21 protein-coding genes are annotated in these 19,166 nt (G+C 72.2%); 8 read left to right on the top strand and 13 right to left on the bottom strand.

Annotated elements, in window-relative coordinates; all coding sequences use genetic code 11:
- Positions 1 to 77: 77 nt before the first annotated feature.
- Entirely contained in the window at positions 78 to 431 is a 354-nt protein-coding gene (erpA, locus tag ABGB14_RS06435; protein ID WP_043638338.1) for an iron-sulfur cluster insertion protein ErpA, read from the bottom strand.
- A gap of 163 nt (positions 432 to 594) precedes the next feature.
- Here erpA and nadA point away from each other — a divergent pair, with 163 nt between their 5' ends.
- Positions 595 to 1,755, top strand: a complete 1,161-nt coding sequence (nadA, locus tag ABGB14_RS06430; RefSeq protein ID WP_347642603.1) for a quinolinate synthase NadA — start codon at positions 595 to 597, stop codon at positions 1,753 to 1,755.
- A 34-nt stretch (positions 1,756 to 1,789) separates the two neighbouring features.
- Here nadA and ABGB14_RS06425 read toward each other — a convergent pair whose 3' ends face one another.
- From ABGB14_RS06425 to ABGB14_RS06400, 6 genes are all read right to left on the bottom strand, one after another.
- Positions 1,790 to 2,383 (bottom strand): SIMPL domain-containing protein, encoded by a 594-nt coding sequence (locus ABGB14_RS06425; protein ID WP_347642602.1) that lies wholly within the window; start codon positions 2,381 to 2,383, stop codon positions 1,790 to 1,792.
- A gap of 266 nt (positions 2,384 to 2,649) precedes the next feature.
- On the bottom strand, positions 2,650 to 4,410 hold the full coding sequence (locus ABGB14_RS06420; RefSeq protein WP_347642601.1) for an alpha/beta fold hydrolase: 1,761 nt from the start codon (positions 4,408 to 4,410) through the stop codon (positions 2,650 to 2,652).
- Positions 4,411 to 4,458: 48 nt separating this feature from the next.
- Positions 4,459 to 5,019: a hypothetical protein gene (locus ABGB14_RS06415; protein WP_347642600.1), complete on the bottom strand. Its 561-nt coding sequence runs from the start codon at positions 5,017 to 5,019 to the stop codon at positions 4,459 to 4,461.
- Between the two features lie 6 nt (positions 5,020 to 5,025).
- The gene (gene htpX, locus ABGB14_RS06410; RefSeq protein ID WP_347642599.1) at positions 5,026 to 5,925 is read right to left on the bottom strand and encodes a zinc metalloprotease HtpX; all 900 of its coding nucleotides are present in this window, start codon (positions 5,923 to 5,925) and stop codon (positions 5,026 to 5,028) included.
- 4 nt (positions 5,926 to 5,929) lie between these two features.
- Positions 5,930 to 6,208 carry a hypothetical protein gene (locus ABGB14_RS06405; RefSeq protein WP_132519798.1) on the bottom strand — a complete coding sequence of 93 codons (279 nt, stop codon included), beginning with the start codon at positions 6,206 to 6,208 and terminating at the stop codon, positions 5,930 to 5,932.
- Entirely contained in the window at positions 6,205 to 7,029 is an 825-nt protein-coding gene (locus ABGB14_RS06400) for a PspA/IM30 family protein (protein ID WP_347642598.1), read from the bottom strand. The genes ABGB14_RS06405 and ABGB14_RS06400 overlap by 4 nt, the downstream gene beginning before the upstream one ends.
- A gap of 123 nt (positions 7,030 to 7,152) precedes the next feature.
- On the opposite strand from ABGB14_RS06400, the gene ABGB14_RS06395 reads away from it, so the two are divergent.
- The gene (locus ABGB14_RS06395) at positions 7,153 to 7,764 is read left to right on the top strand and encodes a DUF3043 domain-containing protein (protein ID WP_347642597.1); all 612 of its coding nucleotides are present in this window, start codon (positions 7,153 to 7,155) and stop codon (positions 7,762 to 7,764) included.
- Positions 7,765 to 7,809: 45 nt separating this feature from the next.
- Here the strand turns inward: ABGB14_RS06395 and ABGB14_RS06390 are convergent, their stop codons facing one another.
- Positions 7,810 to 8,823, bottom strand: coding sequence for an SMI1/KNR4 family protein (locus tag ABGB14_RS06390; protein WP_347642596.1), 1,014 nt, complete (start codon positions 8,821 to 8,823; stop codon positions 7,810 to 7,812).
- Positions 8,824 to 8,880: 57 nt separating this feature from the next.
- Between ABGB14_RS06390 and ABGB14_RS06385 the strand changes: the two genes are divergently transcribed.
- Complete coding sequence (locus tag ABGB14_RS06385) at positions 8,881 to 9,882, top strand: aldo/keto reductase family protein (RefSeq protein ID WP_347642595.1); 1,002 nt, start codon at positions 8,881 to 8,883, stop codon at positions 9,880 to 9,882.
- 64 nt (positions 9,883 to 9,946) lie between these two features.
- On the opposite strand, the gene ABGB14_RS06380 is transcribed toward ABGB14_RS06385, so the two are convergent.
- A complete protein-coding gene (locus tag ABGB14_RS06380) occupies positions 9,947 to 10,153 on the bottom strand; it encodes a hypothetical protein (RefSeq protein ID WP_347620821.1) in 207 nt (68 codons plus the stop codon).
- Between the two features lie 225 nt (positions 10,154 to 10,378).
- Between ABGB14_RS06380 and ABGB14_RS06375 the strand changes: the two genes are divergently transcribed.
- Both ABGB14_RS06375 and ABGB14_RS06370 read left to right on the top strand, forming a co-directional pair.
- Positions 10,379 to 10,924: a hypothetical protein gene (locus ABGB14_RS06375; RefSeq protein WP_347642594.1), complete on the top strand. Its 546-nt coding sequence runs from the start codon at positions 10,379 to 10,381 to the stop codon at positions 10,922 to 10,924.
- Between the two features lie 58 nt (positions 10,925 to 10,982).
- A complete protein-coding gene (locus ABGB14_RS06370; protein WP_347642593.1) occupies positions 10,983 to 12,053 on the top strand; it encodes a bifunctional adenosylcobinamide kinase/adenosylcobinamide-phosphate guanylyltransferase in 1,071 nt (356 codons plus the stop codon).
- A gap of 144 nt (positions 12,054 to 12,197) precedes the next feature.
- On the opposite strand, the gene ABGB14_RS06365 is transcribed toward ABGB14_RS06370, so the two are convergent.
- Complete coding sequence (locus tag ABGB14_RS06365) at positions 12,198 to 12,998, bottom strand: ATP-binding cassette domain-containing protein (RefSeq protein WP_347642592.1); 801 nt, start codon at positions 12,996 to 12,998, stop codon at positions 12,198 to 12,200.
- Between the two features lie 104 nt (positions 12,999 to 13,102).
- Here ABGB14_RS06365 and ABGB14_RS06360 point away from each other — a divergent pair, with 104 nt between their 5' ends.
- Complete coding sequence (locus ABGB14_RS06360; protein ID WP_347642591.1) at positions 13,103 to 13,906, top strand: adenosylcobinamide-GDP ribazoletransferase; 804 nt, start codon at positions 13,103 to 13,105, stop codon at positions 13,904 to 13,906.
- Here the strand turns inward: ABGB14_RS06360 and ABGB14_RS06355 are convergent.
- From ABGB14_RS06355 to ABGB14_RS06345, 3 genes are read right to left on the bottom strand one after another with little or no spacing between them, the layout of a single operon-like run.
- Positions 13,895 to 14,845 (bottom strand): CPBP family intramembrane glutamic endopeptidase, encoded by a 951-nt coding sequence (locus ABGB14_RS06355; protein WP_347642590.1) that lies wholly within the window; start codon positions 14,843 to 14,845, stop codon positions 13,895 to 13,897. The two genes, ABGB14_RS06360 and ABGB14_RS06355, sit on opposite strands and share 12 nt — an antisense overlap.
- Positions 14,842 to 15,804, bottom strand: a complete 963-nt coding sequence (locus ABGB14_RS06350) for a hypothetical protein (RefSeq protein ID WP_347642589.1) — start codon at positions 15,802 to 15,804, stop codon at positions 14,842 to 14,844. The genes ABGB14_RS06355 and ABGB14_RS06350 overlap by 4 nt, the downstream gene beginning before the upstream one ends.
- Positions 15,801 to 16,148 (bottom strand): GntR family transcriptional regulator, encoded by a 348-nt coding sequence (locus ABGB14_RS06345; RefSeq protein WP_347642588.1) that lies wholly within the window; start codon positions 16,146 to 16,148, stop codon positions 15,801 to 15,803. The genes ABGB14_RS06350 and ABGB14_RS06345 overlap by 4 nt, the downstream gene beginning before the upstream one ends.
- Positions 16,149 to 16,253: 105 nt before the next feature.
- Between ABGB14_RS06345 and ABGB14_RS06340 the strand changes: the two genes are divergently transcribed.
- Positions 16,254 to 17,723 carry a leucyl aminopeptidase gene (locus ABGB14_RS06340; protein WP_347642587.1) on the top strand — a complete coding sequence of 490 codons (1,470 nt, stop codon included), beginning with the start codon at positions 16,254 to 16,256 and terminating at the stop codon, positions 17,721 to 17,723.
- A gap of 50 nt (positions 17,724 to 17,773) precedes the next feature.
- Positions 17,774 to 19,138: a dihydrolipoyl dehydrogenase gene (gene lpdA / locus ABGB14_RS06335; RefSeq protein ID WP_347642586.1), complete on the top strand. Its 1,365-nt coding sequence runs from the start codon at positions 17,774 to 17,776 to the stop codon at positions 19,136 to 19,138.
- The last annotated feature ends 28 nt before the right edge of the window (positions 19,139 to 19,166 follow it).

Raw genomic sequence — 19,166 nt, 5'->3', positions numbered from 1 at the left:
AGTGGGCCCAACGAGGATACGCGAAGGTCCCGCGCGCACAAAGGCGCGCGGGACCCGGCGACCAGTCGCCCGTCGCTCTAGTTGAACGAGTCGCCGCAGGCGCAGGAGCCCGTGGCGTTGGGGTTGTCGATGGTGAAGCCCTGCTTCTCGATGGTGTCGACGAAGTCGATCGAGGCGCCCATCAGGTAGGGGGCGCTCATCCGGTCGGTGACCACACTGACACCGCCGAAGTCGGACACCACGTCGCCGTCCATCGACCGGTCGTCGAAGAAGAGCTGGTAGCGCAGGCCGGAACAGCCGCCCGGCTGCACGGCGACCCGCAGCTGCAGGCCCTCCTCGCCCTGCTGCTCGAGCAAGCTCTTGACCTTGGCCGCGGCCGCGTCGGTCAGGATCAGGCCCTGTGCCGTGGTCTCGCTGCTCTCAACCGTCATCTGCTGACTCCCTAACCCGGCTGTCTGTTTTCGACGTCCTACTGATGACGCTACCAACACCTCGGGGATGCCACACATTCCCGGGCCCACCTCCCCCTGATTGCCCGCTTTCGTCCGTGTGTCATGATGAGTATCGTCAATTCGACGATAAGGGGGTACGGCCATGGCCACCCAGACTGGACTGCCGCTCTTCGTCCTCGGCAGTGGCGCCGATCCGCACAGCGAGAAGGGGGTCGAGTGTCCCGGCGAGCTACCGCCCGCCTCCGACCCCGGCCTCGTGGAACGCGCCCGCAAGGCGAAGGAGGCCCTCGGCGACCGCCTCTTCGTGCTCGGCCACCACTACCAGCGCGACGAGGTCATCCAGTTCGCCGACGTGACGGGCGACTCCTTCAAGCTGGCCCAGCAGGCCGCGGCCCGGCCCGAGGCGGAGTACATCGTCTTCTGCGGCGTGCACTTCATGGCCGAGTCCGCCGACATCCTGACCGGCGACGCCCAGAAGGTGATCCTGCCGGACCTCGCGGCCGGCTGCTCGATGGCCGACATGGCCACGTTCGACCAGGTCGAGGAGTGCTGGGACGCCTTGAAGGACGCCGGGCTGGCCGGCCAGGTGATCCCGGTCACCTACATGAACTCCAGCGCCGACATCAAGGCCTTCTGCGGCAGGAACGGGGGCGCGGTCTGCACCTCCTCCAACGCCCGCCGCGCCCTCGACTGGGCCTTCGAGCAGGGCGGCAAGGTGCTGTTCCTGCCCGACCAGCACCTCGGCCGCAACACGGCCGTCCTGGAGATGGGCATGTCGCTGGACGACTGCGTGGTGTGGAACCCGCACCGCCCGGGCGGCGGGCTGACGCGGGAGCAGCTTGAGCGCGCGCGGATGATCCTGTGGCGGGGCCACTGCTCGGTGCACGGCCGTTTCACCGCCGAGTCGGTGGACGACGTACGCGCGCGCATCCCGGGCGTCAACGTGCTCGTGCACCCGGAGTGCCGCCACGAGGTGGTGCTCAAGGCCGACCACGTGGGCTCGACCGAGCACATCATCAGGACGCTCGAGGCGGCGCCGGCGGGCTCCAGCTGGGCCATCGGCACCGAGCTCAACCTGGTCAAGCGCCTGGCCCAGACGTTCCCCGACAAGAACGTCTCGTTCCTGGACCGCACGGTCTGCTACTGCTCGACCATGAACCGGATCGACCTGCCCCACCTGGTGTGGGCGCTGGAGTCGCTGGTGCTCGCCGAGGACGGTGCGGTCGTCAACCAGATCACGGTGGACGACGACACCGCCCACTGGGCCAGGGTCGCCCTCGACCGCATGCTGGCCCTCCCGTGACGCGCCGCCCGAGGCCCAGGACCGGGCCTCGGGCCTACGCGAAGTCGTAGCCGACCCGGACCCTCACCGAGAGGGTCTGGCGTCCGGGACTGATCGAGGCGCCGCTCTCCGCGGCGGCCATCGTGAGCGGCTGCGGGCCGCTCGCGACCTCCTCGCTCACCGACACCACGCGGCCCAGCGGGCGGCCGGACAGCTCGGCGTACTGGGCCGCCTTGGCGGCCGCGTCGCGGAACGCCAGGGCCCGGGCCTCCCGCAGCGCGCCGGCCGGGTCCGACACCTCGAACACCACGCCGTTGAGCCGGGCCTCCTCGCCCACCCCCGCCACGGTGTCGATGACGCCGTCGGCCCCGGCCAGGTCGCGGACGACGACCTCCACGCCCCGCGCCCCGCGGTAGGCGGCCACCTTCGGATAGGACTCGTACTCGGGCCCGAGGGAGAGCTCGGCCGTGCGGACGTCCTCAGGGGCGATCCCCGCCCCGCTGAGCGCCTCGGCCAGCCGGGCGGCGGCGGCCCTGACGGCGGTGAAGGCGTCTGCGGCCGACGCCCTGCGCACCTCGACGCCGGCATGCAGCCGCAGGATGTCGGGCACGGCCAGGACGGCGCCCTCGCCGACGACGGTGATGTCCATACGGTGTCCTTCCCGCCCGGCGGTCGTGTCCCTCACTGCGTATCAGATCCCCCGGCCGCTTACGAGGCGTTCCCGCTGAAGCGGAAGCCCGTGCGGTCGAACTCCGCCCTCTCCGGCGCCGTCGCCGGGGCCCGGCTGACACGGCCGGTCAGGTCGATCACCACGGCCTCGTACCCGGAGCCCCTGGTGCGCCGGACCGCCGGATGCTCGCCGCCCCGCCGGCCGATGAGCCGCCTGCCGGCGGGACGGGACGGTGACCGCGCCGGTCACCCGTTCACGGGACCACCTCGGCGTAGGTCCGAGACGGCGTCCACGATCGCCTCCGGGGCTTCGAGCGGCACCTGGCGGCCGATGGCCGGCAGGCGTACGAGCTCGGCCTCCAGGTCCCGCGCGAGCCGCTGCTGGCAGGCGTCCCGCTCGCCCGTGCTGATCACGGTGACCGCCACGCCGGGGACCGGTTTCTCCTCCCTGAGCCGGTGCAGGTCGGCCGCCATGTCGCGGCGGGCCAGCCACTCCCCCACGACGGCGGCCGGCACCTTGCCCATGCTGTAGACGCCCGCCGGGTCGGAGCAGCCCGCGAACAGCCGGTGCGCCGGAGGGCCGATCATGCGGGCCAGCGCGGTCGCCCCCCACGTGCCGCCCAGGGCGGGCAGCCACCGGCCCGCCGACCTGGCCAGCGCGAGCGGCCGCCGCTCCCTGGCGCAGGCCGGGGCCACGAGGACGAGCCCCGCCACGCAGAGCGGGTGCAGCCTGGCGAACGCCTCCGCGTGCCAGCAGGCCACGCCGTGGGCGACGACCGTCACCTGCTCGGGGTGGGCGGGGGCCAGCGCGGCCAGCCTGGCGACCTCGGCGTACAGGGTGGGCGGGGCCGGCGAACGGGGACTGAGGCCGAGCCCTGGGCGGTCGAAGCGGATGACGCGGTGACGCCTTCCGAGCTGCGCGGCCACCGCGTCCCAGTGGAACCAGGCGCCCGCGGCGCCCGCCGTGATGAGCACCGCAGGCCCGGTCCCCTGCTCGACCACGTGGGGCGGCCCGTACCCGTCCACCGCTCCGAAGTCCGGCCTCATGCCCGGCGCCCTTCCCGGCCCGCGCGTGCCCGGCGGCCCGCCCGCCACCGCGCCGAGGGCGACGCCGGGGCCCGCGTTCAGCGCCATGCCGGGGCCCGCGCCCAGCACCTCGCCAAGGTCCGCGTCCGGCGGCACACCCGCCGCGGCCTCCCCCGCCGCGCCCGGCACACCGCGCCCCGCGGCGTCCCCCGCGGCGCCCGGCCCGATGCCCGGTGCGGCACCTGCCGCGACGCCGGGGGCAGCGTCTGAGGCAGCGCCTGCCGCGACGCCGCGGACGGTGCCCGACGCGGGCGGCGCGGGTCGTGCTTCGCGGGCCCGCGAGACGGACGCGGGCCCCAGGATGGGGACCGGCGTCTGGTGGTCGTCCGACACGAGCAGGTGCAGGGCCGCGTACACGAGCCAGATCGCGAACATCGTCAGCTGGGCCCGGTGCGCGATCCCCACCCCCTGCCCCGCCGCGAGCGCGCCCACCGTGAGCAGTGTGGCGGCCACGCTGAGCCAGGTGAGCAGCCACGACACCCACGACCGCCACCGCGCGCCGAGCAGCACCATCGCCGCCAGCCCGCAGATCGTGGACAGCGCCCCCGCCAGCGTGTGCGCCCGGTGCGGCCAGGACGGCTCCCGCAGCCCGCAGGCCGGGTCGCTCAGCGCCGCGCAGTCGAGGGGGAACACTCCTGAGGCGAAGGTGAACAGCCCGAACGCGGCCACCGCCAGCCAGCCCCGCCACTCGCGCGCCGTCCTCGGCAGGAGCAGCACGCCGGACACGCACGCCAGTCCGGCAAGCCCGTCGCTGACCCGGAACAGGCGCGTCCACGGCTGGTCGCGGGCGGCCAGCTCGCTGACGTACCCGTGGGCCCTGTCGACCGCCGGTGTGGTGAACTGGCCGGTGATCCACGCGCTGCCCAGCACCGCCGCCACGATGAGCGCGGATGCCGCGAGCACGACCAGTCTTCGCTCCACGTGACCATTAGACCACTGTGGGTGGTTATCGCCGGAAAGGCCCCCTGGTCAGAGGCCGGGCGCACCCCAGACGGGGAACCACCGGCTGAGGTCCTTCTCCAGCGGCAGCTCACCCTCCAGCGCGCCTCTGGCCTGCAGTTCGAGCGCGTTGTCGCGCCGCTGCCCGGAGAGCGGCGCAAACGGGTAGAACGTGCCCCGTTTGTACAGGTAGACGACCGCCAGCCGGCGCCCGTCGTCCGGGGCGGCGAACGACACCAGCGAGCACAGCAGCGAGGGCCCGAACCCGGCCGACTCCAGCGACGAGTTGACCGCGTGCAGCTCGGTGACCAGGTCGCTGAGCGCGTCGGGCGCGCGGCGCACCAGCAGCCAGGTGTAGCCGTAGCCGTCGTCGGACTCCTCGACGCGCTCGCCGAGCAGCGCCTTGACGTCGCGTTCGAGCGTGGCGAACGCGCCTCCCTCAGCGGCCCTGAACGCCACCGAGCCGAGGCCCGTGGGCGTGAGCCCGGTCGCGGCCTGCAGCGTCACGGCCGCGGACGGCAGCGCGAACAGCGCGTCGAGGTTGGGCTTGACCGGCTTCGACCGGCCGAGCAGCGCATCGAGCCAGCCCATGCGGGTTCAGCCCCTTCCGAGCTGCTTGGAGATGTTCGTCAGCTGCTCCAGCCGCCGCTCGAGCCGCGGGTGCGTGGAGAACAGGTTCGCGAGCGTCTCGCCGGGGGCCAGCGCCGGGGCGAAGTAGAAGGCGTTGAACGGCTCGGCCTCGCGCAGGTCGCGCGTGGGGATCCTGGCCATGTCGCCGGTGATCTTGACCAGCGCGCTGGCCAGGGCCGACGGCCTCTGGGTGAGCAGCGCGCCCGCGCGGTCGGCGGCCAGCTCCCGGTAACGCGACAGGGCGCGGGTGAGCAGGAAGCTGATGGCGTACACGAGGACGGAGACCAGGACGATGATCAGCCCGATCGGCACGCCGCCCTGGCCGCCGTTGCGGCGGCCGCCGAGCCCGGTGTAGAGGGCGAACCTGGTCATGAGGCCCGCCACGATGCCGAGGAACGAGGCGATCGTCATGACGGCCACGTCGCGGTGCGCGACGTGGGAGAGCTCGTGCGCGAGCACGCCCTCGAGCTCCTGCGGCTCGAGTCGCCGCAGGATGCCCGTCGTCACGCAGACGACGGCGTTCTTCTGGTTGCGGCCGGTGGCGAACGCGTTGGGGACGTCGGACTCCGCGATCGCCACCCGCGGTTTGGGCATGTCGGCCAGCGCGCACAGCCGGTCGATCAGGCCGTGCAACTCGGGGGCCTCCTGCGGCGAGACCTCCCGCCCTCCCATCGCGAACAGCGCGATGCGGTCGGACAGGAAATACTGCACGAGCAGCAGACCCCCTGCCAGCACCAGCACGGTCAGCGCCCGCACGCCCAAGACGATCAGGACGCCGACGAACACCACGTAGAGCAGCCCGAGCAGGAACATCGTCACGACCATGCGGCTGGTCAGGCCGCGGTCGGACGCGAACCGCGTACGCACGGGCTCAGCCCGGGATGAGGCCTTGGTCGCCCAGCATCTCCCGGACCTCCTCGATCGAGGCGTCCGCGGGGGGAAGGATCAGCTCTGACGGCTCAAGGCTGTCGTCGGGAAGCGCCTTGCCCACGTGGCGCACCTTGTCGAGCAGTGCGTGCAGCTTGACCCGGAACGACTTCTCGTCGCCCGCGTCGATGGCCGCCTCCAGCTCGGTGTCGAGCTCGTTGAGGACCGAGATGTCGTCGGCGGAGATCTCCACCTGACCCTCGCCCATGATCCTGACAATCATGCGCCCTCCCCTGGCTGACGCAGCTGCTGGGTCTGGCCGGGCTGCTGCTGGGCCTGCTGCGGGGCCTGCTGGGGCTGCTGCTGCGGCTGGCCCTGCTCGATGGCTCCCTGCGGCGCCGGGCCCTGGCCCAGCTCGGACTTCATCCTGGCCAGCTCGAGCTCGACGTCCATGCCGCCGCCCATGCGGTCGAGCTCGGCCTGGATGTCGTCGCCCTTGGTGCCGCTGTAGTCGTCGAGCGCGCCGCTGGCCAGCAGCTCGTCGATGGCGCCCGCGCGGGCCTGCATCGACGCCGTCTTGTCCTCGGCACGCTGGATCGCCAGGCCGACGTCGCCCATCTCCTCGGAGATGCCGGAGAACGCCTCGTTGATGCGCGTCTGCGCCTCGGCGGCGGTGTAGGTGGCCTTGATCGTCTCCTTCTTCGTGCGGAAGGAGTCGACCTTGGACTGCAGCCGCTGGGAAGCCGTGGTCAGCTTCTCCTCCTCGGCCTGCAGGTTGTCGTGCTGCACCTTCAGGTCGGCCATCTGCGCCTGCAGATTGGACCTGCGCTGCAGCGCCTCGCGGGCGAGGTCTTCACGCCCCACGGACAGCGCCTTGCGGCCCTGCTCCTCGTAACGCTGGGCCTGCTTCTCCAGGCCGGTGATCTGCAGCTCCACCCTCTTGCGTGACGTGGCGACGTCGGCCACGCCCCTGCGCACCTTCTGCAGCAGCTCCAGCTGCCGCTGATAGGAGTAGTCGAGGGTCTCGCGCGGATCCTCCATCTTGTCCAAAGCCCTGTTGGCCTTGGACTTGAAGATCATCGAAAGTCTCTTCATCACGCTCATGCGCGTCGGCCGTCCCCTTCTAGGTCGTGCTGGTGTTCCCAATGCAGCGCAGCCGCCTTGGGATTACCCTACGCATAACGCGCGAGGGCGTCACTAAGTTGCAGTCCAGGTAGGGTTGACGTCGTGTTGCGACGCCGTTCCCAAACCACCGTGGACGATACCCCCGCCCCCACTGACGATCCTAAGCCCAAGGGCAAAGGTCGTCCCACACCCAAGCGCCGGGATGCCGAAGGCAAACGGCGCCAGCCGGTCTCCGCGCCCAAAGACCGCAAAGAGGCCTATCGGCAGATGCGGGCCAAGCAGGCCGCCGAGCGCGATAAAGCCCGCAGGGGCATGCTCGCCGGTGACGAGCGCTATTTCCCCGCGAGGGACAAGGGCCCCGCGCGCAAGTTCGCGCGCGACTGGGTCGACTCCCGCCGGCTGCCGAGCCAGTATTTTCTGCCGTTCTCGCTACTCATCCTGCTGGCGACGTGGATTCCCTGGCCGATGGAGATCCGTGCGCAGGTGCTCAACCTCGTCATCGCGGTCGGCTGGCCGATCATGATGATCGGCGTGCTGTTCACCTCCATCTATGTCGCCTGGAAGGTGAAGCGGCAGGTGGCGGAGAAGATGCCGGACGAGAGCCTCAGGGGCGTCGGCTTCTACGCGGCCATGCGGGCGCTGCAGATCCGCAAGCTGCGCTTCCCGCCGCCGCAGGTTCTGCCGGGCGGCAAGCCGGTGCAGCCCAAGCGATAACCATAATTTCCCGATTTTCCGGAAGACTCCGACAAATCGGGAAAATTATGGCTTGCCGTACTTGGCGTTGTCCCAGCGCAGCACGCCTCCTCTGACCGCGGGCCGCCAGCCCTCGACCGCCGTGCCCTGCTCCAGGGCGTCGGCGACGGCCCGCATCAGCGCGTAGTAGGACGGCAGCCGGGGCGCCGTGCCGGAGATCGTGTCGTCCCACCCGACGGTGCCCGCCGCGGAATCGACCACGGCGTACACCCCGTCCTCGCCGTGGCGCTCCGCGAAGAGCACGAACGGGATCATGCGGCCGTTCCAGTCCCCGTGCGCCGGATCGGTGCGGTTCCTGGAGCACTCCGCCCGCCAGGCGTCCCTGATCCGGCGGATGCCGAGGTTGGCGGCGCCGTCGTACGAGAGCCCGAAACCGAACGCCCGCGCTCCTCGCGAGCCGTCGTGGCGCAGGAGCGAGGCGCGCAGGTCGTCGGGGAAGTCCACGCCCATCTGGGCCTCGGCGATCGCGATCGTGCGGGCCCTGCCGGGCGCTCCGAGCGTCCTGTACGAGCGGGGCGCGTTCGCCCTCAGCCACCGCTCGATCCGCCGCCACTGGCGGTCCACGGCCCGCCTGACCTTCGGATCGATCGGCCGCACCCGCACCGGGCGCGGCTCAGGCGCACAACCGAGGTCGGGCACGGGCCGGCCGGTCGGGGCCGGCGTGGGGAGCGGCGTGGGGGGCGGCGTGACGGCGGGGCCGGTGGCAAGCGGCGCAGGGAACTGAGCGTCGTTCTCGGACACCAGCAGCGCGGCGGTGAGGGCGTCCTGTTCGGCCTGGTGGGTCCGTGCCCGGGCCGAGGACGCCTCCTGCGCCTCCGTGGGGACCAGCGCGGCCGCCAGGGTGACCGCCACGATCAGCGCGATGCCGGCCCACGCCGCGCCCATCCCGGCCCTGCCGCCCGGCTGCCGCTCTGAAGGGGGCGAGGGAGGGGTCTGCGGCATGCGGGCGCGGCGGCGCAGCCGGACCACGATGGCGGTCACGACGGCGGCCGTCAGCGCCAGCCGTACGAGCTTCAGCACGTCGCGCACCCTATCCCGAAACGGATCACCCCACGTGCCGGGATTAAGGTCGGACGCATGGAATTCCGACACCTCGGTCGCAGCGGTCTCGTGGTCAGCGAGATCAGCTACGGCAACTGGCTCACCCACGGCTCCCAGGTCGAGGAGGACGCCGCCAAGCAGTGCGTTCAGGCGGCACTCGACGAGGGCATCACGACGTTCGACACGGCCGACGTGTACGCGGCGACGAAGGCCGAGGAAGTGCTCGGCCGGGCGCTGAAGGGCGTACGCAGGGAGTCGCTGGAGATCTTCACCAAGGTCTACTGGCCGACCGGGCCCGGCAGGAACGACCGCGGCCTGTCGCGCAAGCACCTCACCGAGTCGATCCACGCTTCGCTGCGGCGCCTGCAGACCGACTACGTCGACCTCTACCAGGCCCACCGCTTCGACTACGAGACCCCGCTCGAGGAGACGCTCAAGACCTTCGACGACCTCGTACGCCAGGGCAAGGTCCTCTACGTCGGCGTCAGCGAGTGGACGGCCGAGCAGATCGCCCAGGCCCTCAAGATCGCTGATCAGATGGGCTTCGACCGGATCGTGTCGAACCAGCCTCAGTACTCCATGTTGTGGCGGATCATCGAGTCCGAGGTCGTGCCGCTGAGCGAGAAGGAGGGCGTCGGCCAGATCGTCTGGTCGCCGATCGCCCAGGGCGTGCTCACCGGGAAATACCTGCCGGGACAGCAGCCCCCCGAGGGCTCGCGCGCGACCGACAAGAGCGGCGGCAGCAACATGATCGCCCGGTGGATGAGGGACGACGTGCTGACCCGCGTCCAGGAGCTCAAGCCGATCGCCGCGGACCTGGGGCTCAGCATGGCGCAGCTGGCCATCGCGTGGGTCCTGCAGAACCCGAACGTCTCCAGCGCCATCATCGGCGCCAGCCGCCCCGAGCAGGCGCGTGACAACGTGCGGGCGTCGGGCGTCAAGCTGGATGCGGACGTGCTGCGGCGGATCGACGACGTGCTCGCCCCGGTCGTCGAGCGCGACCCCTCCAAGACGGAGAGCCCCCGCACCCGCCCGTAATCACACGAGCGGCGAAAACCCCTTGAGCCACGAATGGCTCAAGGGGTTTTCGTGTTGCTGGCATTCACTCCGGACGCAATGACATTCCCGCGTACTCGACGCGATCCTCCTCGAGCAGGGCCACCTGCTCCACCCCGGATTCGAGCAGGTCACGCCAGTTCTCGCCGAGCCACGACTCCGCGTCCGCCTGGCTCGGAAAAACCTCTCGCGGCAAAGGACGATCCGTTACCTCACCACCATTTGCCTTTTCATAACGCCAACGCCATGTCATGCCATACGCTCCTTTTCCGCGGGTTCGCCGGCGCACCCTCCGCAGGCACTGGAACCCTACTCCCGAGCTTGGAGGTCCATCGATGCTGCGCGCGTTTCGTGTTGCGGCCGGAGCCGTCCTCGGGGTGGCCGCCTCGGTCTCCCTCCCCTGCTCTGCCCTCGCCGCACCGCCCGTCTCCCCCGGAGATCCCGTCCCGGGCGCGGCCGATCCCGGCGCCGCGCGCGGGTGGAGCGTCTGGCGGAGCGACGGCACCGCCTGGCTGGCGGCCGCGTCCGGCGACTCGCCGCCGGACGGCTCCGTCATCGGCTGGCGCTTCTCGGCTGCCCCGGACGGGACGGCGGGCGAACCCCCGCCGGGGAGCTGCCCTCGTTCCAGGCCTTGTGCGGCAAGGACACCGCCGGTTCCGGGCACAAGCGCGTGGTCGTGGCGGTGGACTTCGGCGAGGCCGGCACCGACGCCTACCCCGGCGAGCATCCGCCCGCCGAGCCGTCGGCCACGTGCGTCGCGGGCGCCGAGTCCGCCACCACCGCCCGGCTCCTCGCCTCCATGGCCGGGGTCCGGGTGAACGCGGGCGGTGACGTCGTCGCGGTCGACGGCTATCCGGGCAGGGAGAAGGGCGGCACGGCGCTCGACGGCGCCCTCCCCGAGACCGCCTCCGAGGGCGGGGTGCCGGTCACGTGGATCGCGGGTGGGGCGGGCGTGCTGGCCCTGCTCGGAGGCGGCGCCCTGGTGGCCGCCCGCCGCCGCACCACGGTGAAGGCCGGCGGCTGACCCCAAGGTCGCGCACCCGGGCGAGCGGGAGCGGACGCGGGTTTGTACGCTCGGCGCGGTGAAGCTCCTCATCAACGGCACTGCGGGCCGTACCGGCTGGCCCGAGCCCGGCTGCGGGTGCGTCTCGTGCGCCGGGTTGCCCGCCGGTCATCGCCGACCGTTCGAGCTGGTCGTGGACGGCGTGGTCCGCTACCCCTTCACCGGCCCGCCCGACGGCTACCTGCCCCTTGCGGGCGGTCTGGGGCTGGCAGGCCCCGGCGGCTCCGCGCTCCTCCACCTGCCGGCGGGACGGACGCTCCCAGTAAGTGAGCCGGTAGGCGGGCCGGCGCGCTACGACGTCGTGCTGATCGACCTGCTGGACCGGCCGGAGCGGCTCGGCGAGCTGCGGCGCTCGGGGCTGGCCGACGAGGCGACCCTGGTGGTGGCCGTCGGGCTCGATCACCGGGTCCGGTCGGAGGAGGAACTGGCCAGGCGCCTGCGGCTGTGGGGAGCGATCGCCGTCCCTGACGGCACCGAACTGGCGTGCGGCCCGCCGAACGGCCCGCGAAGCGACCCTGCGAGCCCTCGGCTGAGCGGCTCCGCGGACGAGCGGGCGGGCGGGCGGGCAGTCCGGCCGCAGCGGACGTTGTTGCTGGGCGGGTCGCGCTCGGGCAAGTCGGCGGAGGCGGAGCTGCGGCTGGCGGCGGAGCCGTACGTCACCTATGTCGCCACCGGCCCGGCCGGCGGAGAGGACGGCGAGTGGGCGGAACGGGTGCGGGCGCACCGGGCGCGGCGTCCCGCTCACTGGGCCACCGTCGAGACCACCGATCTGGCCACGGCCATCAGGCGCGCCACCACACCGCTGCTGATCGACGGGCTGGGGACCTGGGTGGCGGCGGTTTTCGACGAGCACAGGGCCTGGGAGGGCGAGCGCGCGCCCGTGGTCGAGCGCTGCGACGACCTCGTGGCGGCGTGGCGGCAGGCCCGGGAGCGGATCGTGGCGGTGTCCGACGAGGTGGGGCTGGGCGTGGTGCCCGCCACGGCCGCCGGGCGGGCCTTCAGGGACGTGCTGGGGAGGTTGAACGAGCGCCTGGCCGCCGAGTCCGAGCATGTGGCCCTGGTGGTCGCCGGGCGGTCGCTGGAGCTCTGACGGCGGCGCAGGCGCCGGCACGGACGCGGGTGGACCACCCACGAGGACGCGGAGGGGAACACCGACGCGGGCGCCTGCGAGGGCGGGGTCAGGATGGGCCGCGTCGGAGGCGGCGCCGGGAGGAGGGCACAGAGGAGGGTGCTGTCAGGGGCGTGCGGCCCGGGCGTACCAGCGGCCGTCCACGCGGTCCACGTGCAGGGAGCGGCCGAAGCAGTCGGAGAGGTTGGCGGGGGTGAGCACGTCGTCCACGGGGCCGGCGGCGAGCACTCTGGCGTCGCGCATCAGCATCGCGTGGGTGGTCGTCGCGGGCACCTCCTCCAGGTGGTGCGTCACCATCACGGTGGTGAGCACGGGCCTGGTCGTGGCGAGCTCCTCGACAGCGGTGATGAGGTCTTCCCTGGCGGGCAGGTCGAGCCCCGCGAACGGCTCGTCGAGCAGCAGCACCGCCGGGTCGGCCATGAGCGCCCTGGCCACCCGGATCCTCGCGCGTTCCCCCTGCGAGCACACGCGGAACGGCCGCTCCGCCAGCTCCTTGCAGCCCAGGTCCGCGAGCAGCCGGTGGGCCCGGTCACGCTCCACGTCGCCGTACCTGTCCCACAGCGGAGCGCTCGTCCCCGTGTGACCGGTGAGCACCACGGTGTGCGCGGTCGCGCCCTCCTGCTCCATCAGCTCCTCGTCGATCAGCCGCTGGCTGGAGGCGACGAGGCCGATGTGCCGGCGCAGCTCGCGCACGTCGACCCGGCCGAGCGGGTGGCCGAGCACCTTGACCGTGCCCTCGCTGGGATGGCGTACGGCGCCGGCCAGCGAGAGGAGCGTCGTCTTGCCCGCGCCGTTGGGGCCGAGGACGGCCCAGTGGTCGCCGTAGCCGACCTGCCAGTCGATGCCGTCGAGCAGCGCCTTGCCGACAACGCGGACGTCTACGCCTTCGAGTTCAAGCACGTGCATCCCGACAGACTAGTGGGCACCGGGATCGTCCGTTACCGATGTGAAATACGAACGCGTACCGGCGCTACGGTCTCTCCCAGGCACGAGGAGAGGACGGCGGTCCGGTGAGCGGGTTTGTCAGGGTTCGGCGGTTCGCGGACGGCTGGCGGTTCTCGACCGGCACGCTGACCGTCTTCCCCGTACGCGTGGAGCGGGTGGACCGGGAGGTCGCGGGGCGGGCGATGGTGCTGGCGCCGGCCGTCGGGCTGGTGCTCGGGCTCGTCGCCGGGCTGCCGTTGCCGCTGGTCTCGCTGCTGCACGGGCCGCCGCTGCTCGGCGCGGCGCTGGCGGCGGGGTCGCTGGCCGTACTGACCCGAGGGCTGCATCTGGACGGGCTCGCCGACCTCGCCGACGGGCTGGGCAGTGGCCGGCCGGCCACTCAGGCGCTCGACGTCATGAAAAAGTCGGACATCGGGCCGTTCGGGGTGATGGCGCTGGTATTCACGCTGCTCATCCAGGTGGTCGCGGCCGCCGACGCCGGCTACGCCGCCTTCGTGACCGCCTGCGCGACGGGACGGCTGGCGCTGGTGTGGGCCTGCCGGGCGGGCGTGCCCGCCGCCCGGCCCGGCGGGCTCGGCGCGATGGTCGCGGGCACGGTACGCCCGCTCGCGCCGTGGCTCGTCACCGTGGCCACGCTGCTCGGCGCGGGCTGGGCGGGCGTGCTGCCGGCCGGCCCGCCCGCCGGCCCCGGCCCGGGCTGGGCGGGCGCGGTCGTGCTGCCGGCCGGGCTGCTCGCCGGGCTCGGCGCCGCCCTGCTGCTGCTCCGGCACGCCGGACGGCGACTCGGCGGGATCACCGGCGACGTTCTGGGCGCGCTCGTGGAGACAGCCACGGCCACGGCGCTGGTGGTGTGCGCGCTACTCGGCTGAGTCGTGGTGTGCGCTGCTCGCCGAGGTCCGGGGCTCGGCGGCGGCTGGGGTCGTCCGGTCCGCCGGCTCCTGGCGTACCGGGAAGAAGCGGAGCAGCGCCGCGCCGGCCAGTGCCAGCACGACCCAGCCGACCAGGCCGGTCAGCCCGACCAGGAGTTCGTCGGGGGGCGCGGCGGCGTCGCCGAGCAGCAGGATGGGCGGCATGACCGCGTTGAGCGAGCCGTGGGCCACGACCGCGGGCCACACACTGCCCGTGCGCAGCCGCAACCATCCGATCAGCACTCCGGCCAGCACGCAGAAGCCGATGAAGAACAGGGCCGCCCACGAGCTCAGGCTGGGGTAGTTGTAGCCGAGCAGGGTGAGCGGGGCGTGCCAGACGCCCCAGATCGCGCCGGAGAGCAGCAGGCCGGCGAGCATGCCGTTCGTGGAGGTGAGGCGGGGCAGCAGCCATCCGCGCCAGCCCCACTCCTCCCCCAGGGCGGGGATGGCGTTGAGCAGCGGGCCGGCGACGATCGCCACCACGATCTGCAGTGCCGCGACCGTGCCGAGCTCGCCGGGGATCTCCATGCCGCGGGCCTGCAGGGCCGCCCTGAGCAGGCTGAGCCGGTCGAGGTCGAGCGCGACCAGGCCGGCGGCGGCGCTGAGCCCCATCGCGAGGAACGCCAGCAGGGGCACCCCGAGCCAGGCGGCCAGCACGAGCAGCCAGGTGCGCTTCCGGCGCTCGCCGAACGTGAGCCCGGTCCGGCGGGCCCACTCCCGGGCGGGCGCGCGCGTGACGGCCCACGCGCCGAGCACCGCCACGGTGGGCGTGAACATCATGGCCGAGGCCACCAGGGGCATCAGCGGCGAGCCGAGGCCCCCGCCGAGCCACAGGGGCAGCGCGACCGCCCAGGACAACCCGAAGGCGAGGACGATGAAGATGGGGAGAGGTCTGTTCATTGCTCCACTCGCTCCGCGATGAGGGCGTTGATGAGGGATGCGCCGCGGGAAGCGTCGTCGATGCTGATCGCGAGTCGACCGCCGGAACGGTACCTGATGATCAGGCACTCCCCGCCGCGCAACATGATGGTGGCGCTGCCGGGGAGCCCGCGGAAGCCCCAGCCGCCGACCTGGCTCGGATGGCGGGTCTCCGACAGCGCCACGTCGATCTTCTGCAGCCGGATCCTGCGCACCGGCCAGCCGAACGGCCCGAACCCGATCGCCACCCCGTCGCCGCTCACCCTGACGGCGACCGAGGCGGACAGCAGCCCCAGGAGGAGCACGATGACGAGCACGGGCAGCGTGACGCCCAGGACGGCGCCCGCCCCGGACCCGAGGAGACGCAGCACGGCCAGCACGCCCACGCCTCCGCCCGCGGCGGCGGCTACCGCGGCCAGCCACGGGTTGGTGACACGGCTGACCCAGACCGTGCGCTCTCCCTCCCTGAGCCAGAGCCGCGGCGGGCGCGCGTCTGCGGAAGGCGCCTGGTCGGGCTCGCCCCTGCCGAGGTAGCCGGCGGCGACGGCCACGGCGGCGGATCCCGCGAGGGTGACGATGACGTGCCAGGCCGTCAGCTGCGCCGCCGTCCAGACGGGTACGTCGAGGTTCGCCGCCAGAACGCTGAGGCTTGCGCCGGGCGCGAACACGCTCATGAAGCCCAGCGTGCCCCACCAGAACATCCGGCCGTCCCTGTGCGCGTGCGCCCACCTGCTCCCGACCAGCAGAAGCACCCAGGGCACTCCCCACAGCACCAGCCCCACGGCGACGAACCCGGTGAACGGCATCGAACCGTCCACCCCCTCGTTCCCCCAGTGCGTGGCCATCGGATCGGGCAGCCGGTCGCGTACCGCCAGGGGGACCAGGACGAACGCGGCGGTGACCGGCAGGCCCCATGCCGCGGCGATGACTCGGGGGTTCATGGCAGTTCCTCCAAGATGGCGATGAGGTCGTCACGGCCGTAGCCGTGCTTCCTGGCCTCCTCCAATAGCTCAAGCGCCCGCTGCACCAGCAGGGCGCGCCCGTCCGCGCGGCCCGCGACGCTGACCCCCCTGCCTCTCCTGAACTCCAGCAGGCCCTCGTCCCGCAGGTCGCGCAGCGCGCGCAGCACGGTGTTGGGGTTGATGCCGAGCGCCTGGGCCAGGTCGCGGGCCGGTGGCAGCCGGTCCCCCGGGCGATAGGAGCCCTCGCCGATGGCGCGCCGGATGGCGCCGGCCACCTGCTCGTGCAGGGGCCTGGCGTCGTTCAGGTCGAGGGTCAGCAGCATGATGCCAATGACACTAGCACCATGTCGCATGAAAACCTACAGCGCCATTGGTAGGATGAACCCCTGTTTGTGAGTACCGAGAAACCGTGGATAGCATCGGTTTACGTGACCACTGTGCGGCTGAACTCAGCAGATCCCGTCTCCTTCGACACCGACGCCTTGATCGTCGGCTTCAGGTCCGGCCCCGACGGCCCCCGGCCCGTGACGGGCGACGAGTCCCTCGACACGGCCTTCGGCGGCAAGCTCGCCGGCTCCCTCGCAGCCGTCGCCTTCACCGGCAAGGCCGGCGAGCTGGCCAAGCTGCCGACGTTCGGCGCCACCGCCGCACCGCTGCTGGTCGCAGTCGGCCTGGGCGACTCCCCCGACCCCGACGGCCTGCGCCGGGCCGCCGGCGCCGCCGTGCGATCACTGGCCGGCACCGCGCGCGCCGCGCTCGTCCTGCCCGCGGACACCCCTGACGAGGCCGAGGCCGTCGCGCTGGGCGCGCTGCTGGGGGCGTACACGTTCGCCCGCTACCGCACCGACGGCGAGCAGAAGCCGCCCGTCTCCGAGCTCACCGTGGTCTCCGGCCAGCCCGAGGGCGTGGCCGAGCGCGCGAGCGTGCTGGCCGAGTCCGTCGCGCTGGTGCGCGACCTGGTCAACACCCCGCCCTCCGACCTGTGGCCGGCCAAGTTCGCCGAGATCGCCGAGCAGTCGGGCGGCAAGGCGGGGCTGAGCGTCGAGGTCCTCGACGAGAAGGCGCTCAAGGACGGCGGCTACGGCGGCCTCATCGGCGTCGGCCAGGGCTCGGCCAACCCGCCGCGCATGGTCCGCCTCTCCTACACCCACCCCGAGGCGAGCAAGACGCTGGCGTTCGTGGGCAAGGGCATCACGTTCGACTCCGGCGGCCTGTCGCTCAAGCCGTCGGCCTCGATGGACTGGATGAAGTCCGACATGGGCGGCGCGGGCGCCGTGTTCGGCGCGCTGATCGGCATCGCCAGGCTCGGCCTGCCCGTCAACGCGATCGGCTACCTCTGCCTGGCGGAAAACCTGCCCAGCGGCACCGCGCAGCGCCCCTCCGACGTCATCCACAGCTACAGCGGCAAGACGGTCGAGGTGCTCGACACCGACGCCGAGGGCCGTCTCGTGCTCATGGACGGCATCGCCAGAGCCGCCGAGGACAACCCCGACGTGATCGTCGACGTCGCCACCCTCACCGGCGCGCAGATCGTGGCGCTGGGCTGGCGCACCGCCGGCGTCATGGCCAACGACGACGCCGTCAGGGAGCTCGTCCTCGAGGCCGCCACGGCCGCGGGCGAGGGCGCGTGGGGCATGCCGCTGCCCGAAGAGCTGCGCAAGGGTCTGGACTCACCGATCGCCGACCTCGCCAACCTGCAGCCCGAGCGGTGGGGCAGCATGCTGACGGCGGGCATCTTCCTGAAGGAGTTCGTGCCCGAAGGAGTGCGCTGGGCCCACATCGACATGGCCGGTCCCGCGTTCAACAAGGGCGAGCCGTACGGTTACGTCCCGAAGGGCGGCACCGGTGCGATCACCCGCACGCTCATCGGACTGGCAGAGCGGCACGCGAGCATCTGAAACAAATGAAAAGATGAGGGCATCACAACACCCCGACAAGGAGCCTTCCTGTGGCCTATGACATCGTCGTCCTAGGTGGCGGCAGCGGCGGTTACGCCTGCGCGCTCCGGGCGGCCGAGCTGGGCAAGTCGGTCGTCCTGATCGAAAAGGACAAGATCGGCGGCACCTGCCTCCACAGGGGATGCATCCCCACGAAGGCCCTGCTGCACTCCGCCGAGGTCGCCGACGAGACCCGCGAGAGCAAGTCCTTCGGCGTCAAGGCGCGCTTCGACGGCATCGACGTCCAGGGCGTCCACGCGTTCAAGGACAAGATCGTCACGCGGGCGTGGAAGGGCGTGCAGGGCCTGCTGAAGGGTGCCGGCGTGACGATCGTCGCGGGCGAGGGCCGCCTCGCGGGGCCCGGCCGGGTCCAGGTGGGCTCCGAGGTCTACGAAGGCCGCAACGTCGTCCTGGCCACCGGCTCCGCCCCCAAGACGCTGCCCGGCCTGGAGATCGACGGCGAGCGCGTCATCACCAGCGAGCACACGCTCACGATGGACCACGTCCCCAGCTCGGTGATCGTGCTGGGCGGTGGCGTGATCGGCGTCGAGCTGGCCAGCGTCTACCGCTCGTTCGGAGCCGAGGTCACGATCGTCGAGGCGCTGCCGCACCTGCTCCCCACGGAGGAGGAGTCCAGCTCCAAGCTGCTGGAGCGGGCCTTCCGCCGCCGCGGCATCAAATACGAGCTGGGCGTCTTCTTCGACGGCGCCAAGACCACGGAAACCGGTGTGGTCGTCACGCTCGCCAACGGCAAGACCCTCGACGCCGAGCTCCTGCTCGTCGCGGTCGGCCGCGGCGCCGTCTCCTCGGGCATGGGCTTCGAGGAGCAGGGCGTCACCGTCGAGCGCGGCGCCGTCGTGGTCGACGAGCACTGCCAGACGTCCGTGCCGGGCGTCTACGCCATCGGCGACCTCATCCCGACGCTGCAGCTCGCGCACGCCGGCTTCGCGGAGGGGATCATGGTGGCCGAGCACATCGCCGGCCTCAACCCGCCGCCCATCGACTACGCGGGCGTGCCGCGCATCACCTACTCCGACCCGGAGGTGGCCTCCGTCGGGATCACCTCGGCGCAGGCGGCCGAGCGCGGCATCGAGATCGTCGAGCAGGTCTACGACCTGGCGGGCAACCCCAAGAGCCAGATCCTCGGCACCTCGGGCGCCGTGAAGGTCATCGCCCAGAAGGACGGCCCCGTCGTCGGTGTCCACATGGTGGGCAGGCGTATCGGCGAGCTCGTCACGGAGGGCCAGCTGATCTACAACTGGGAGGCGCTGCCCGCAGAGGTCGCCCAGCTCATCCACGCACATCCGACGCAGTCCGAGGCAGTCGGTGAGGCGATGCTGGCCCTGGCCGGCAAGCCGTTGCACGTACACAACTAGTCCAGCCCTCGAGATCAGAACGCGAGAG

This window comes from Nonomuraea sp. B10E15 (assembly GCF_039871615.1).
GTDB lineage: Bacteria > Actinomycetota > Actinomycetes > Streptosporangiales > Streptosporangiaceae > Nonomuraea.
Note: the sequence above shows the minus strand (reverse complement) of the source record. Positions and strands in the feature narration are given on the sequence as shown.